A 16324-nucleotide genomic window follows, 5' to 3' on the forward strand; every position below is an offset into this window, starting at 1 on the left:
ATTATTGAGAGCAATGGAGAGAGTCATGGCATTGTCACCCCAGGCTGATCTGGAGCGATTCAGTTTACTGGAACAATTGGCTTCTGAACCCAAACATGAACACGCTTTGCGTGAACTCCTTGCTGCTCCAACAACCCATCCTTTGCTGCGGCAATATTTTACTCTGCAACTCGAAAAGAAAAAAATAGAAAATGATTTTTTTGCTTTACCCCAACGGGAGAGTCAGAAAGCGGTATATGAAAAAAAACTCAACCAGGTGAAGGAGAAAGTGGACGATTTATTTTCCCGTTTTCAAAACCAGGAGGCTGTTTTAGTTCAGGTTTTGAGAGCGCACCTACTCATCGATGCGAGTGCCAAAACGGATGGTTCCTGGGTTCTGAATGCCGCCGAAGGTGACTTTGATTATAAAAAGAAAGCGTTACCCATACTGCAAACTTTAAAAGAAAGAGGCATAGGAGTTGCTTATCGGCTTGAAGGGGAGCTATTCAATGAAGAAGCGGATAAGCGGGAAAATTTTCAACGGGGTGCCCAACTCAACGATAGCACGGCTAAAGTATTTGCCGGTTATGACTATCTGGCGTATATAAAGGACGAGGCGCTGTCTGATAAAAGCTATCATTACCCCGGGAAGGTGGAGCCAGATACCTTGCTTCATGAACTGAAACAGGAAATCGCCAAAGGCAATCCTGTCGCGGTCGTTAAGGAACTGACCTATCTTGATAATGTAGTGAATGCATTGAAGGATTTGGATCCTGAACGCGTGACCAAAAACAAGGGGACCTTCAATCAGGGCTTTTATGATAAAAAATTGCAGGAAATCCTCAGTAGTGCGGAAAAAATTGTCAGTGATAAACAATTATCTGACACATTGATGGCGATTAAAAAAGCTCTCGCTTCCTACAATTATGAGGAAGTAAGAAAGCAAAAAGCGGCTTTGGCTGAATATCTACAGACATTTAACCGCCGGGAGATGGAGCGGGTCAACACGACCATTCATCAAATCCACATGAAGCCCCTGGTTGAAAATAACTTCAAAAATAATGTGCACATTCTGCATAATTACTATGCCGAAGAAATTGATCGGATTCAGCAAAAAGCCGGGAAAAAATTATCCAAAGGGGATCAGAAAAACATTGAAACACTGCGGATTGCGCAAAAAGAACTGGTTGATAATTACGAATTGAAAACGGATCAACAACAATTTATGGCCAATCATGTTACAGCCACGGAAACGGCACTGGCAAGACTGTCGCATTCCAATCCCATTGTCCGACGGATAGAAGCCATCTTTTCGGCCTTTAAACCCGTGGAGCTGGGCAAGAGCCGTCAGGCTTTCCGTGAACGCTTTGCGTCAATGAAAGAGCGTTTACATGCTCTACAGGAAGACAATAAGTCGCCTGAGTCATCGATTCATCCCTGAGAAATTATTTAGCGTTAAATCAATCAAGATGAATTAAAGCTTTCCATTGAGGTTTTTTTTAGATATATTTGGTCAAATTTTCTAATTTTAAAACCAAAATGCCCAAAAATACCCTGTTTAATTTTATAACCTACCTGAAACAAAGCAATCCTGATGCCGGGAAAGAATTTGTATTAAAAAAGAACAGTAACAGCACAGATTATTATCTTGTTTCCTTGCCCACGAAAGAGAAAATCAGAGTTGCTCGCGATCAGGGATTTCTGTTACTCACGGATCATCACGTCAGCGTGTATGCCAATCAAAGCAAGGACAACCCCAATCTGAGCCAATACCATTACACGGCTTATTTTGATGACGAAAAGGGCGTGAAGTATTGCTTGCATGTTCATTTTGATGGCAATAATCAATTAACAAGGAATCCGACTCTGGAAAAGTATTTACCAGATACTGACGGTGAACCCGTCAATTGCGCTTCACAGGAAAAATCATTCACAGCCTTGGCCATGCAATGGACCAATCCGATCATTAACGGTTTAAAAAAGCAACAGCATGAGCGCATTAACGCATTACGTGAAAAATACGACAGCCACATGGTTGAGCTGGAGAAAGTCTTATTTAATGATCAGATGAAGGCAAAAGAAACGCAATCCCTTGTTGATGCGGCCTTTGAATTATCGACCCAGTTGCTGTTGTTGGTCAAAAGCAAAGCCCTGTCGAAAGAGCATCGTTTCCTTGAAGTCATGAAAAAAGCGTTGAAGGAACCGATAAAGCCGTCTTCGCAGACAATGAAATCGGAAGCCCCCGACGTGGAAGTGGACGAAATGATCGATTCGCCAGAAGATCCTGAGATGTTTTTGCCAAAAGACAGCCGCAACGACTCAGGCAAGGCTGAACAAACCCCTTCTGTAAGCCATTTAGACGATTTTGCAACAATCCAGGATCACTGGCGAGCATTGAATGATAACGACGCAATACCCCAACAGATTAAAAAAATAGAGGCCCTATTGCAGCGTATTGCCGAGTTCAATCTCATTCATGGTGATCAGGTCGACTGGACCTGCTTGAAGACGCTTGAAGAGTTAAGGATGAAGGTCTTTTCAAAAGGCGACGTACTCTTTAAACGTTTAGTCATCGGGGGACAGTTGGATTTAGCCAAAGACATGCCCTCTTTTTACCACCGCTTAACGCCCGTTTACCTGGCGCTGGCTCTGCAATTGGAAAAAGAAGCGCTTCTGGATTTTGTGGTGTCTCATGCCGATATGGATGTCAGTCATCAGACCATCACTGTCGGTAAACAAACCTTTTCGTCCGCGATGCAGGCCTGCATCGCTTTAAGCAGTCATAAAAACATGAGCGGTTGTTTTTCACGCCTGATTCAAAACGGCCAATCGCTGCTCGAGGTGGATGAACAGGGCAAGCCCGTTATCCTGCCTGTTTTAATTGGCAACGCGCATCCGCTTAAGCAATCGTTGCTTGCTAACCGGGACAAGACCATCGACTCACTGGTCTTTTTAAAATCCATGGTTAGCCTGCTGGAAAACTATCTGAATGGCGGTAAGGCAGACAGCACAGAAAAAATGCTAATCCATGGTGTTATTGAGAAATTTACCAAGGACATCCAACTGTTGCAAAGCATGAAATTAACGCCGAGTTTGAAAAAACTCCGTACGAATGAATCGGCGTTTGAAACGTTGTATAAGAATGAAATGATCGTTAAGCTTCAAAAAGACCCAGGCATAACCTCCTTGCTGGCGCAATTGGATTTTGCTGCCCAGCCTCTTCTACAGCGCTTAAAACCGAATCAATTAACTGCCAGTCTACATCAGGCTTCTCAATGGGAAGAGGGGTTTAAACAATTTATTAATGAGGTGGATTTAAGTCAGTTAAATTATGAGGCATTTAGGACGGAAGTCATTTCCCTGCTTAAGAATACGTTATCGATTATCAAGAAAAAGGATGAAGCCTTGCTTTTAACTGAGCAGCTTAAAAAAACCCAGATTCCGACAAAAGCTGCCAGAAAAGACCAAGCCCGATGCAAGCAGTTGTCGGATGAAATCAGGGAACTCAGTAAATCAAATCCGTTCGCAAAATCCTTGTTTGTTTTTGACGAGCCGTTGTCTTTGAATTTTATCAAGGATATACAAAACTCCCTTAATGAATGCACATCCCTGATGAGTAAAATGATGGAATTATTAAACAGCGATGCATTCAAACCGCGTCCTTTTGAAAATACCAGCGATTCAAAGGAAACAGACAATGAAGCGGACGAATTCGCTGATGTGATTTTTTCAGCGGATGAAGAAAAGGACGTATCGGAGACCGCGAGACATGCTCCTGGATTATAAGCAGGAAAGGGCGTCAGCACGGCTTAACTCGAGTCATGCGTTGACACTCACGCTTTGGGCGAATGTTTCAGAATGAATGAAATTTGCCCGCCGCGTTCTAAAATGGCTTCTTTGATTTCGCCGAGTTTCTGGGTGCCATGCTGAAGCCGCAGGGCCTGCTCGATGTCATTACGCGTGATGCGGCAGCAGCGCAAGTTTTTTTGGACAAAGCGGCCGTTTTTAATGAGGCAGATTTTTTCACCCTTGATGTATTTGCCGATGCGGTGGTTTCTGTACGTGAGAAAAGCTAAAAAGCGATGGATGACGACAATTAAGGCACAGGCAATCATGGAGGCGAGCATGGGAATATTATTGACAATGGCTTCCCCGAGAATGGCGCCAAGGATGATAAAAATAATAAAATCCAGCGCAGAGTGCTGCCCGTACAGACGTGAAGACGTGGTGCGGAACAGCAGGATGGCATAAAGGGTGATAATCACCGCGCGAAGATAAAGTCCATAATCCAGGAGGCCTTCCCAGCCAAAAAGCGTGTCCATTTTTTTCCTTGTTATCCAGGATAGGGGTTATGTTAAGTTTAGTTGATCTCTGAGGAGCAGAACCCGACCTTGTGAGCAAGCAATTTTCAAACTGTCCATTTTATTGTATAATTGCGGCATTTTACCCCTTGTGATTATCCCATGCCGTTTCCCATAATTCTGGTGGCGGCCAATGATGAAAAAATGACGCCGTTCAGTCATCATTTTCACGAATACCGCGCATCAAAACCCTTGTGTCTGGGGCCGGATATTGCCATGGTGGCGACTGATACACCGACTCATCAAGCGCAGTTGCAGCATTATTTTGCTCAAAAAAACTTAGCTATCGAGGTGTTTTTATTCTCCTAACTACATGACATTCGACGTCAGTTGCCGGGCTATGCTAATCAACAGAAGCCGCAAAATGTGCAGAAGACAGAGGTGGATGTTGCTCCGGCTCCTGTGACTGCCAAAAAATCAGATCATTACACGGTGGCTTTGCAGGGGATGGTCAATAAAATTAACCGCCATGCCTTCCAATGCCATGGTGGCGGCATCAAGGTCAAGGAGAAGGTTTATGCGAAATCGGCCTATGCCATTGAAGAATTTTTAGCAAGCTTTCTCACCGGGGATAATTTACATTTATCGTTCCAGGTTTATAAACAGTGCATGGCCACTATCCGCGATGAATTAGAACATAAGCGCGTGACCACCTGGGGCTTTTTTGGCATCGGTCGACGCGATCAAACCACGGTGGATTTGTACAAGGACTTGTACAACGAAGCTGTCAAAGCCCTGACAGCCTAGAGAGGGCTTAAACCTCTGCCAGATTGCCCTTGGTTTCCAGCCAGGTTTTGCGGTCGGCGGCGCGTTTTTTTGCCAGCATCATGTCCATCAAGGACATGGTGGCTTCTTCGTCTTCCAGGGTTAATTGCACCAGACGGCGTGTGTCAGGATCCATGGTGGTTTCGCGAAGCTGCATGGGATTCATTTCGCCTAAGCCTTTAAAACGTTGGACATTGGGCTTGCCTTTGTTGTTTTTACCCAAATGGGCCAGGATTTTCTCTTTTTCTTCATCATCCAGGGCATAGTGTACGGTTTTTCCCTGATCAATACGGTAGAGTGGCGGCATGGCGACATAGACATGCCCTGCTTCCACCAGAGGTTTAAAATGACGCAGGAAAAGGGCGCAGATTAAGGTAGCGATGTGGGCGCCGTCGGAATCGGCATCGGCAAGAATGCAGATTTTGCCATAACGAAGGCCGGTTAAATCATCGGAGCCGGGATCGACGCCAATGGCGACGGAAATATCGTGAATTTCCTGAGAGGCCAGGACCTGACTGGATTCCACTTCCCAGGAGTTGAGAATCTTGCCGCGCAGGGGCAGAATTGCCTGATAATCTTTGTTGCGCGCCTGCTTGGCAGAACCGCCGGCGGAATCCCCTTCAACTAAAAACAATTCGGCCTGGCTTAAATCCTGCTGCAGGCAATCCGCCAGTTTCCCAGGCAGGGCAGGGCCCTGACTGACGCGTTTGCGCGCGACTTGCTTGGCTTGCTTTAAGCGTTTATGAGCGCGCTCAATGGCTAAAGCAGCAATTTGCTCGCCCTGGCTGCGATGCTGGTTTAGCCAGAGGGCGAAGGCATCGCGGACCACGTTGCTGACAAAGGCGGCGGTTTGGCGGGAACTTAAACGCTCCTTGGTTTGTCCGGCAAATTGCGGTTCTTTCATTTTGATGGACAAAACATACTGGCAGGGTTCCCATAAGTCATCTGCTGTGAGCTTAACGCCCCGGGGCAACAGATTGCGCAGTTCGCAAAAGGCAGCCATGGCATCAAAGAGGCCGGAACGAAGGCCATTGACATGAGTACCCCCCTGGGCTGTGGGAATTAAATTGACGTAACTTTCACTCAGGCTGGCAGAGGTTGTATCCAGACACCAGGCCAAGGCCCAATCCACGGTGCCTTCGTCGCTGCTGAATTCGCCGGTAAAGGGTTCCTCAGGGAAATACTCGGCCGGCAGGGCCTGGGTTAAATAATCGGTAAGGCCTTTTTCATAACACCAGTGCGTTTCTTCTTTGGTGGCCTGATTAATAAAGGTCATCGACAGCCCGGAGCACAGAACGGCCTTGGCACGCAGGACATGCATTAACTGTTTGACTGAAATGCGGGTGGTGTCAAAATAGTTGGCATTGGGCCAGAAACGAATAATGGTGCCGGTGTCCCGTTTTTTAGTGGTACCGATTTCATTGAGTTCCTGCTGCTTGTCGCCATTGGCAAACGTCATGTAATAGACAATGCCATTGCGTTTAATGGTAACTTCGACCCGTTCCGAAAGGGCATTGACCACGGAAACGCCGACCCCGTGCAAGCCACCGGAAAAGCTGTAATTTTTGTCAGAAAATTTACCGCCCGCATGCAGGCGGGTCATGATGACCTCCACCCCGCTTAATCCCAGCTGCGGATGTAAATCCACCGGCATGCCGCGGCCATTGTCTTCAACCTGGACGGAGCCGTCTTCAAAAAGGGTAACGATAATGGACGTGGCATGGCCGGCAATGACTTCATCGACACTGTTATCAATGACTTCCTGAGCCAGATGATTGGGACGAGAAGTATCCGTGTACATTCCCGGACGGCGTTGTACCGGTTCAAGACCACTTAAAACTTCAATCGCTTCAGCTGTGTAATTTTCAGTCATTGTCCATCACTTCAGGGTTCATTTAACTGGCTATTTTACCATAAAAAAGGTGATTTTGGGTCAACACTTAAAGAACCCGTCAAAGCCTCACTGCCCTTTTATCCATTCCTCTGTGGCACGAACCATGGTTTCCCGCCTTCGCGGGAAAGACAGGGGTTGAGGACTGTTAAGGTGGCGTCTCTGTTTCTCACGGGTCATCCCGGCATAACTGCCCTCAACCTTTCAATGGCCATTCCTAATCTCGACTGCCATCACGGCGTCTTATTGTCATCCCCGATCTCTCAACTGCCATCCCGATCCCTCAACTGTCATCCCCCGCGCAGGCGGGGGATCCATTCCTCTGTGGCACGAACCATGGTTTCCCGCCTTCGCGGGAAAGACAGGGGTTGAGGACTGTTAAGGTGGCGTCTCTGTTTCTCACGGGTCATCCCGGCATAACTGCCCCCCTCAACCGTTCAATGGCCATTCCTAATCTCGACTGCCATCACGGTCTCTTATTGTCATCCCCGATCTCTCAACTGCCATCCCGATCCCTCAACTGTCATCCCCCGCGCAGGCGGGGGATCCATTTCCTCTGTGGCACGAACCATGGTTTCCCGCCTTCGCGGAAAGGGTGAAATTACTCAACCACAATGGGAGGGAATTTGTCAGCGTAATTGAGCGGTTTTTTGGCCAGAGCGATGGCGGCCTGCATGGCGGTTTTGGTGAATAATTGACCCGTTTCACTGGCTTGCAGGGCAATAGGCGAGCCGGCATCGGCAAGGTGTCGAATCTCGCTGTTTAAAGGCAGTTGACCTAACAGGGGGATATTGAATTTTTCGCTTAATTCCTGTGCGCCGCCCTCGCCAAAAATGGCTTCCTGATGGCCGCATGCACTGCAACGGTGCAGGGACATGTTTTCCACCAGACCCAACACGTCAATGGCGGTTTTTTCAAACATTTTTATCGCTTTTTGCGCATCCAGCGTGGCAATCGTCTGCGGTGTGGTGACCACGATGGCCGCGGTGAGGGGAATTTTCTGAACCAGACTTAACTGGATATCGCCGGTGCCTGGCGGTAAATCAATGAAGAGATAATCCAGTTCATCCCAGGCGGTGATATCCAGCATCTGCAGCAGGGATTTGGCAAGCATAGGGCCTCGCCAGATTAATGCCTCCTCACTGTCCGTCAGGTAACCGATGGACATGGCCTGAAGACCGTGGGCGCTGACCGGGACGTAGCGTTCGTCCTTGATGGCCACGTCATGGTGTCCACCCAGCATCATGGGGATGCTGGGACCATAAATGTCGGCATCGAGAATACCCACACGTGCGCCGGCACGGGACAGGGCGGCAGCGAGATTCACTGCCACGGTGGATTTACCCACTCCTCCTTTACCGGATGCAATGGCGATGGTGTTTTTGACGCCGCGTAACCCCCGTCCGGGTAATTGGGTGCGGTGTGCGCGAATAAAAGTATCAAGATGCGTGTCGATAACAGTATCAGGAAAAACCCGGGCCAGTTCCTGATTGATTTTCAACAGCAAGGCGTCTTGAAGGGGCAGGGTTGGAAAGCCGGCAGTCAGTGCAATGCTTAATTTGGACTGCTCAGGGACAATATCCGCTGCAAAGCCGAGTTGTTCCAGGCTCTGCCCGGAAAAAGGATCAATTAAGGGCGCAAGTGTGCTGATGACCGTGTCGTGAATATTCATAATGAGCAATAACCGATTAAAACGGGTGATAATAGCTTACCTTTCGGTATTCGCAAACTTCAAGACGTAAAAAAGCGGCTTGACGGCAAGCGGATTGTAGTGAACTATGGATACCTTTTCATTGAGTGGAGAAACCCGGTGTGCGCAGGCTGGCTGTCTTTGAAAAATACAGGTTCGTTGCTTATCCATTCGCTACAGAGAGTATGAGAAATGAGTCAGTCCAAGGCCAAGTTGAGCCTCTTTAAACTGGTCATGATGACGGTGGTGGCCATTGACAGTTTAAAAAACCTGCCGACCAATGCGCAATACGGTTCTGAATTAATTATTTTCTACCTGCTCGCCACCCTTACTTTTTTTATCCCATCAGCGCTGGTCACTGCTGAATTGGCCACCGCCTGGCCTGCGACCGGCGGGATTTATGTCTGGGTAAGGGAGGCGTTCGGGAAAGGCGCTGCCTTTCTCATTGTCTGGATGCAATGGTTGATGGCCATGTCGTGGTATCCGGCCATTCTGTCATTTATCAGCGCGACACTGGCTTATCTTGTTTCCGCCGAACTGGCGGTTAATCCCGTGTATATTTTTGTCTCCATCCAGTTGCTGCACTGGGGGGCGATTCTGGTGGTCAGTAAGGGCTTAACGGTATCGAGCCGCTTAAGTACCCTAAGCGCGGCCATCGGCGTGATTATTCCCATGCTGTTTTTTATAGTCTTAGCCATTGGTTGGCTGGCGAGCGGCCACCCGTCCGAAATCCACTGGGTGTCTTTGGGCGGCGGCTCCCTTGCGTTGTCCGATAAACTCCGTCTGTTCATTACTCTGCTGTACAGCTTGATGGGGATGGAGATTATCGCAGCGCATGCCGGCGATGTGCGTGATCCGCAAACCAATTTTCCGCGCGCCCTGCTGATTTCCGCGGGCATTATTCTGGCGACGGTTATTCCGGCATCACTCGCCATCGCCATGGTGGTGCCGGCGAAGAAGATTAGTTTGATCTCCGGCGTCATCGATGCCTTTACCGCTTTTTTGAATGCGTTTGATTTGATCTGGCTTAAGCCGGTCGTTATTCTGGCGGTTGCTGTAGGCAGTTTTGGTATTTTCTTTACCTGGTTTTTAGCCAGCTCGCGCTGTTTGCTGCTGGCGGCTCAGGATGGTTCGCTTCCGCCTTTTTTACAAAAAGCAAACCGCGAAAACATGCCCATTCGTTTACTGATCCTGCAGGGGGTGTTGTTCAGTGTGTTATCCTTTGCCTTTGTTTTTCTTCCCTCAGTGAATAGCGCCTTCTGGTTGTTTTCCGCCGCCGCGGCACAATGTGCTCTACTGTATTATGTCGTTATTTTCATGACCGCTTTGCGTTTAAGGTACTGCCATAAGCATCGTCCCAGGCCTTTTCGGGTGGGTCGAAAACCCTGGGTGATGCCTCTGGTTATCGGGGTAGGAAGTGTGAGCTGCCTGATGGCTTTTGCCTTTGGTTTTATCCCGCCCTCGGAGATGAACGCCCAACAGACACTGCAATACGAGCTTTGGCTGGTGGGTCTGCTCGTTGGCGGATTGGCTGTTGGTGGACTCATCTACCAATGGTCGCAACGCCGTCTTTCAGACTCGTGGCAGTTTACTGTTCAGGAGCCGATCAGGCAGGCAGGGGCTGCGGTTGAAAATCCCAACTGAGCCAGTGGCTGCTGGCCAGATAATAAACGCCGCAACGAATCGGTTGTTTTTCCTGCTGCAGGAGGAGTGATGCATACGTGTTAACCTGTTTGCGGTGCGTCTCACGGGCCAGATCGTCATCGCTGCCTGTCTTAAAATCAATAATCCAGCGATAGCCATCCGCGATAAAGGTTCGGTCGAGAATGTAGGTTCGGATGCGGCCCTGTTCTCTGGCCAGGAGCTCGTACTCGTTTTTTTCCCCGGTATGGGCTTTGCAAATCCAGTGGGCAATGGTGTCTTGTTCAAACACCAGACGAATCTGTTGCCGAAGCCGGTCCAGGGCGTCCTGGCATTGCACCGTTGTTAGTCCAGACAGCAGCAGTTGGTTTTCCATGTACGCCCAGGGCAGTTCGTCCATGGTTTGCGGATGGGCAGTACAGACCCATTGCAGCAGTTCGTGTGCGGCAATGCCGAGTTGTCTTGCATGGGAACTGGTTTCAGGAAATTGAATTTCATTTCGTTCCTTTTTGTCTTCCAGAGCCGCCTGTTCGTAATAATGGCGGGGTAAGCGGATAAGAGCCGGCGGCGGTTTAATGCCTGTATCACGGGGAGATTCTTCCTCCTGAACATTGAACGCCTGGGCCTTAAGCAATGCTCTGAATGTGGATTTACGGCTGTCGTTTTCCTGATTGTCCAGCAAATGCAGGCGTTTTTTAGCGCGGGTAGCGGCGACGTACAACAAGCGTTGCAATTCGTAGTCGTCTTTTTCCGCATCGAGGTAAGCCAGGTAATTATACAAGCGGCATTCTTTTTTATAGGCAGCACGCAAGGGCGAGAGAAGAAGCAGGTTCTCGGGTTCGCTTGGCAGCTTGAGCCATCGCAGCAATGGGTGATCTGAATTGACCGCTTTACTGCCAAGACCGGGAAGAATGACGCTGTCGAACTCCAACCCTTTGGATTTATGGATGGTCATGATTTGCAGACGCGAAGGGCTCGCCTGCTCGGAGTACAATTGTTTCATCGCTGTTTTAAAGCGGCCCATATCCACAAGTTGCCCCTGTTCGCTGTGGCTCTCCAGCAGACACCAGAACTGTTCAAGATCCTTTCTTTGATTATCATTGAGGATGTGCCCGGCATGCAGGCGTTTTGCAGTCGCGCGAATCCAGTCGACCAATGACTGCTGGTGGCGGGTTTCCAGGGCGTCCGTCAGTACCTGACCAACAAAGCGGGCGCGAAGCAATCCTTCCTCACTGAGTTGCGGTAACTCATGAAGATGCTGCAATGCATGGTAAATTGATTTTTTGCGGTCATGGTTAGCCAGATGGTACAAATCGGCTAAGGGCAAGCCGCACCAGGGGCTTCGCAACAGGGCTAACCAGGCGATGCGATCGGCGGGGCAGAGCAGGGCCTGGGTCAGCGAGGCGATATCCTGAATATGGGGTAAGGCTGTTAATTGTTGAATCTCCACGCCCTGGAAAGGAATGTTTTTGCACACGAGCCGGCTTACGATTTCTTTTAACTGGCTGCGGGAACGTACCAGAATGGCAATGTCTGCGTCGGGATAGACTGAGCGCTCGTGTTCAATCAATTGCAGCAGTTTGTCTGCTTCCTGCTCGCGGTTAGCGCATTGCCAGGCGGTGATGGCACTGTCTTCGCCTGCGGCATGAACAGACGTTGACGGATGAAACGATACCGCGCCGGATTCCATGTCATCCAGGGCTGGAAAAATGGATTGAAAACGGGCGTTCACCCAGTCGACAAGGGTGGCTGACGAGCGGAAATTGCAGCTTAATTCCAGTGGAGTCAGCTTGATTGCTCCAATGCCCTGATGTTTGGCTTTAATGAATAATCCGACCTCCGCCTGCCTGAAACGGTAAATGGATTGCATGGGGTCGCCCACCAAAAACAGGGTTTTACCCTCATCCGGTTGCCATCCCTGCGTGAGTTTTTCAAGCAACCTGTATTGTTGAATGGAGGTATCCTGGAATTCATCCACCAGCAGATGGTTGATTGCGTTGTCGAGATGCAGGGTCAAGTCCGTGGGATTGTCTTCATCGCCCAAGGCCAACAGACTCTGCTCGGTAATGGCGGTAAAGTCACAGGCATTGGCTTCTTTAAAAAGCAGCTGCAGGTGAGCGGCCAAAAGCGGCAACAGGGTCATTAAGGCCTGAAGAACCTCCCATTGCTCCGGATCATAATGCGGCGGCGGAAGGTTCGCGACCCGCACCAGCGCCTCGCGAAAGTCAGGAAAATTCTGCAGGGCCTCAAGCAAGGCTTTGCTTCTTTCTTTAAGCTCACGGTAAAGCGCGGCATTGACCGTGCTTTTTTGCAGACCGACGTGGTGATCAAATCCCTGGCGTAACTGATTGTCCGATTTTAACAAAACCCTCGCCAGCGCCGTGGCCTGATGGCTATCGATTTGCTTAAAGGAGTACCATGCGTGAAGCGGGTAGCGGGGCGATTGCGGATTGTTTTCCGCCTGGGCTAACTGTTGACAGAGACGGCATAATTCATCTGCCAGTTCAGAAGGAATACTTCGGATTAATCGCTGCAGGGCATGGGCTTCGATCAAGGCTAACCCCTGTTCATAAACAGCCCGATCCTGCGTTTTGGCGCTGAAGAGGATCTCAAGCCATTGGTCGCGTTTTTCAAGAAGGCTGCTTAACAGCTCATACAAGCGATCCTGACGGTTATCGAGGTGCTGCAGGAGAATCGTAAGGCATGGGTTCAGCGACTCATCCGCCAGGGCATGCTCTGTGCAGGCACGTGCGGCTTGTTCGTAATAACGCTGCGGCTGGTCTGTGATCGTGGCATAGGGAAATTGCTTTTCGGGCAGCGGGATGGCCTGCGTGATACTCTGGCACAGGGCATCAATGGTCATGATGCGCAAACGCTGCGGGTGTTTTAAGAGTTCCCAGCCAAGCGTCTCATCGTGCTGCAACGCCGCTCCTGCCAGTGCAAACGTCTGCTGTTGATGGGGTGATTGAGGGGGAATGTTGTCAGCGACCTGTTGGATCGCTCTCAGAATACGCTCGCGCATTTCGCTGGCGGCCTTGCGGGTGAAGGTGAGTGCGAGAATCTGTTCCGGTGCATTCACTGTGCTGAGCAGCCGCAGAAAACGCTGCGTCAGAATTTCAGTTTTGCCAGACCCTGCCGGGGCCTGGACAATAAATGACTGCGTGGGATCAATCGCCAGACTGCGTTGCCGACTGTCTTTAAGCATGGGACTCAACCCACCATGATTTCACGGGCGGCAGGGCGCAGATTGTAACTGGAACTCATGCAATGACCATAGGCACCGGTATTGGCGATAAGTAAAATGTCGTTTTCCTCGGTGTGCGGAAAAGGACGATCATAGCCCAGCGTATCACTCGATTCGCAAATAGGACCCACCACATGGGCAAACCCTGTTTTTTCCTCATGAAGACGGCTTAAGTTGACAATCTCATGGTAAGCACCGTACAGGGCAGGCCGCACCAGAGAATTCATGCCGGTTTCAATGCCGATAAAACGCACTTTGCCTTTTTCCTTGCATTGCGTCACTTTAGCGAGAATAGCGCCGCTGTCAGCGACTAAAAAGCGTCCCGGCTCAAGCCAGAAAGACAAATGGTTAAAGCGGGATTTAACGGCCTGTAACGAGGAGTCCAGTGCGGCAAGATCAAAGGGCTGTTGTCCCGGTTTGTCGGCAATGCCGATGCCGCCGCCTAAGTTAATGATTTGCACGTCCGGGAAATGATGGATTAATTCAGTCAGCATCAGGGCAGTGGTCTGCCAGAGTTCGGTGGTTAAAATACCGCTGCCGGAATGGGAATGCAGACCCACCACCTTGATTTGATGCGTTTTGACCAATTCCACTGCGGCTGAGATATCGCTTTGCGGAATACCGAATTTGGATTCGTTGCCGGCGGTGGACACGAATTTATGATGACCGGCGCCGCTGCCCGGGTCAATGCGCAGAATAACGGATTGCTTCTTAAAAAGCTCAGGCCAGTTCTGCAGGGGATAGAGGCTGTCTATCGTCACATGGCATTGAAGCTTAAAGGCAAACTCGTATTCGAAGCGGGGGGCAAAATTGGGAGTGAAAAGAATACGCCTGGGGTCTATTTCAGGGAACAAGGCCATTAAACACTGAAGTTCGTTAATGGATACGCATTCAAAGCCTAAACCTTTGTCGTAAAAAGTCCGCAGCACATCAGGATGCGGGTTGGCCTTCATCGCATAAAAGAGCGTGTCAATGGATTGCATCCCCGCTAGTTCATCCGCCCTGGAAGCTAAGGTCGGACGATGATACACGTAACAGGGGGAATCAGTCTGGGCAATTTGCAGTAATTGCTCGCGCTCCGTTTCCCACCAGGGGGTTGGGCGAAGGGAAGGTTCGCCGAATTCCTCATGCCAGCTTTTGGAATAATAAAAACTCTGCGGATTGCTTTCAATCAGCAGATTATGCAGCTTCTGGCGGAGTTTTTCAGCCTGCGACTCGTCCACCACAAAGGTTAGGTTCAAATCATTGGAGGCTAAGGACATGAGGTAAATCTGTTTGGCTTCAAAGACTTCAAGCGTCGGGCCTAACTGCGGCAATACCGTACGGATGTGATGACCCACGAGACTTACCGCGCTGCAGGGTTCAATGAGACGGGCGCGGCCAAAACAATTCAAATCATTGATCAAGGCGTCGAGTGTGCGGCGATCCTGCAGTTTGGCATTGCTGTCTAAAGACAGGGTGACGTTGAATTCAGAGGAGGACAGTAAATCCACCGAAAAGCCGTGTTTTTTAAAGGCGGTAAACACATCAGCCAGGAAACCCACCTGCTGCCACATGTTCAGGGTGTCGATGGAGATGAGAATAATGCTGTGCTTGACCTCAATGGCTTTAATGGGCGGCGCATTATCATCGCTTTCCTTGGAAATGCGTGTGCCGGAATGTTCGGGCATGCGGGTGTACTTCACCACCATGGGAATGCCGGCCTTGCGTACTGGAGGCAGGCAATTGGGATGCAGCACTTTGGCGCCCATGGAGGCAATTTCCTGCGCCTCGTCGTAGTTTAACTGTTTCAACAGGCGGGCATGGGGCAACTGATGGGGATTGGCCGTGTAAATGCCGGGCACATCCGTCCAGATTTCACACAGGCTCGCTTCGAGAATGGCAGCCAGCAGGGCCGCAGAGGTATCGGAGCCGCCACGGCCGAGCAGGACAGTATCGCCCTGCTCATTGGCTGCAAAAAAGCCCTGGGTAATGATGGCTTGCGCGCCCGTATCACGCAGCCGCTGGCTAAGCCCGGGGTTAGGGAGGCTGTCGCAGCGCGCGGCGAGATAATTGATGGAATCTCCCCCGGCAATCGGTGTTGAGATCAGCGCTTCTTTCACATCAAACCACTGACATCGAATACCCCGGTTGTTAAGAAAGGCATGACCCAGACGCGTCATCATGATTTCGCCAAGGCTCATGATCTGTGCTTTGGTTTTGGCCGGCGCTTCCCGGAGAAGGGCCACGCCTGTCAATAATTGTTCCAGCTGCGTGAGTTCGCCGGCCAGCAATTCATCTGAAATCTCCAGCGCTTTTGCCAGCTCATAGTGGCTGTTACAGATATCCCTGTAGATGGTCTGGTGCTGATTCAGCAACGCGGCCTGGGTCGCCTGTTCCAGCTTATTGGATATTTGCGTCATGGCCGAGCAGACAATAACCGGCTGAGCACCCTGGTCAATGTGATGCCTGGTAATTTTTGCGATATTGTCCCAGGTTTGCCGGGATGAGACGCTGGTACCGCCAAATTTGGTGATGAGCTGTTGCATAAAATACCCGCACAAAAAAAGAACACGTTAACATGGACTGGACGTTGAATACAAGGGAACAGCGAGCGATTGATGATGTCAAACCATCAATCTGTATATAAGGTGCTCACAGTGGGCTTTGAATGGCTACTATCTGATTCTATTGATAAATTTTTCTCTAATTTCATTTGAAAAGACGGTTAATTCATTTATCATCATGTTGATTTATAACATTTGGGTGCATTT

10 protein-coding genes are annotated in these 16324 nt (G+C 49.7%); 5 read left to right on the forward strand and 5 right to left on the reverse strand.

Features of this window, described 5'->3' with window-relative positions; all coding sequences use genetic code 11:
* Positions 1-25 precede the first annotated feature (25 nt).
* Together Lrub_RS05550 and Lrub_RS05555 are read left to right on the forward strand one after the other, a co-directional pair.
* Positions 26-1420: a hypothetical protein gene (locus Lrub_RS05550; protein ID WP_058531179.1), complete on the forward strand. Its 1395-nt coding sequence runs from the start codon at positions 26-28 to the stop codon at positions 1418-1420.
* A gap of 98 nt (positions 1421-1518) precedes the next feature.
* Complete coding sequence (locus Lrub_RS05555) at positions 1519-3765, forward strand: hypothetical protein (protein ID WP_133134011.1); 2247 nt, start codon at positions 1519-1521, stop codon at positions 3763-3765.
* A gap of 47 nt (positions 3766-3812) precedes the next feature.
* Here Lrub_RS05555 and Lrub_RS05560 read toward each other — a convergent pair whose 3' ends face one another.
* Positions 3813-4301 carry a DUF421 domain-containing protein gene (locus Lrub_RS05560; protein WP_058531181.1) on the reverse strand — a complete coding sequence of 163 codons (489 nt, stop codon included), beginning with the start codon at positions 4299-4301 and terminating at the stop codon, positions 3813-3815.
* Between the two features lie 141 nt (positions 4302-4442).
* Between Lrub_RS05560 and Lrub_RS05565 the strand changes: the two genes are divergently transcribed.
* Both Lrub_RS05565 and Lrub_RS05570 read left to right on the forward strand, forming a co-directional pair.
* Positions 4443-4649, forward strand: coding sequence for a hypothetical protein (locus Lrub_RS05565; RefSeq protein ID WP_058531182.1), 207 nt, complete (start codon positions 4443-4445; stop codon positions 4647-4649).
* Positions 4650-4670: 21 nt separating this feature from the next.
* The gene (locus Lrub_RS05570; protein ID WP_058531183.1) at positions 4671-5087 is read left to right on the forward strand and encodes a hypothetical protein; all 417 of its coding nucleotides are present in this window, start codon (positions 4671-4673) and stop codon (positions 5085-5087) included.
* 7 nt (positions 5088-5094) lie between these two features.
* Here Lrub_RS05570 and parE read toward each other — a convergent pair whose 3' ends face one another.
* Complete coding sequence (gene parE, locus Lrub_RS05575; protein ID WP_058531184.1) at positions 5095-6978, reverse strand: DNA topoisomerase IV subunit B; 1884 nt, start codon at positions 6976-6978, stop codon at positions 5095-5097.
* A 619-nt stretch (positions 6979-7597) separates the two neighbouring features.
* The gene (gene apbC, locus Lrub_RS05580; protein ID WP_058531185.1) at positions 7598-8668 is read right to left on the reverse strand and encodes an iron-sulfur cluster carrier protein ApbC; all 1071 of its coding nucleotides are present in this window, start codon (positions 8666-8668) and stop codon (positions 7598-7600) included.
* A gap of 210 nt (positions 8669-8878) precedes the next feature.
* Between apbC and Lrub_RS05585 the strand changes: the two genes are divergently transcribed.
* Complete coding sequence (locus Lrub_RS05585) at positions 8879-10330, forward strand: amino acid permease (protein ID WP_058531186.1); 1452 nt, start codon at positions 8879-8881, stop codon at positions 10328-10330.
* Here the strand turns inward: Lrub_RS05585 and Lrub_RS05590 are convergent.
* Together Lrub_RS05590 and Lrub_RS05595 are read right to left on the reverse strand one after the other, a co-directional pair.
* Positions 10293-13532: a UvrD-helicase domain-containing protein gene (locus Lrub_RS05590; protein ID WP_058531187.1), complete on the reverse strand. Its 3240-nt coding sequence runs from the start codon at positions 13530-13532 to the stop codon at positions 10293-10295. The two genes, Lrub_RS05585 and Lrub_RS05590, sit on opposite strands and share 38 nt — an antisense overlap.
* Positions 13533-13537: 5 nt before the next feature.
* Positions 13538-16099, reverse strand: coding sequence for a bifunctional aspartate kinase/diaminopimelate decarboxylase (locus tag Lrub_RS05595; protein ID WP_058531188.1), 2562 nt, complete (start codon positions 16097-16099; stop codon positions 13538-13540).
* Positions 16100-16324: the final 225 nt, after the last annotated feature.

The organism is Legionella rubrilucens, assembly GCF_001468125.1.
Taxonomy (GTDB): domain Bacteria; phylum Pseudomonadota; class Gammaproteobacteria; order Legionellales; family Legionellaceae; genus Legionella_C; species Legionella_C rubrilucens.

Excerpts from the sequence above, each read along its gene's own strand:
- Lrub_RS05595 (WP_058531188.1), bottom strand. The coding sequence starts at position 16,099 with ATGCAACAGCTCATCACCAAATTTGGCGGTACCAGCGTCTCATCCCGG.
- Lrub_RS05550 (WP_058531179.1), top strand. The coding sequence starts at position 26 with ATGGCATTGTCACCCCAGGCTGATCTGGAGCGATTCAGTTTACTGGAA.
- apbC (WP_058531185.1), bottom strand. The coding sequence starts at position 8,668 with ATGAATATTCACGACACGGTCATCAGCACACTTGCGCCCTTAATTGAT.
- Lrub_RS05585 (WP_058531186.1), top strand. The coding sequence starts at position 8,879 with ATGAGTCAGTCCAAGGCCAAGTTGAGCCTCTTTAAACTGGTCATGATG.
- Lrub_RS05565 (WP_058531182.1), top strand. The coding sequence starts at position 4,443 with ATGCCGTTTCCCATAATTCTGGTGGCGGCCAATGATGAAAAAATGACG.
- Lrub_RS05560 (WP_058531181.1), bottom strand. The coding sequence starts at position 4,301 with ATGGACACGCTTTTTGGCTGGGAAGGCCTCCTGGATTATGGACTTTAT.
- Lrub_RS05555 (WP_133134011.1), top strand. The coding sequence starts at position 1,519 with ATGCCCAAAAATACCCTGTTTAATTTTATAACCTACCTGAAACAAAGC.
- Lrub_RS05590 (WP_058531187.1), bottom strand. The coding sequence starts at position 13,532 with ATGCTTAAAGACAGTCGGCAACGCAGTCTGGCGATTGATCCCACGCAG.
- parE (WP_058531184.1), bottom strand. The coding sequence starts at position 6,978 with ATGACTGAAAATTACACAGCTGAAGCGATTGAAGTTTTAAGTGGTCTT.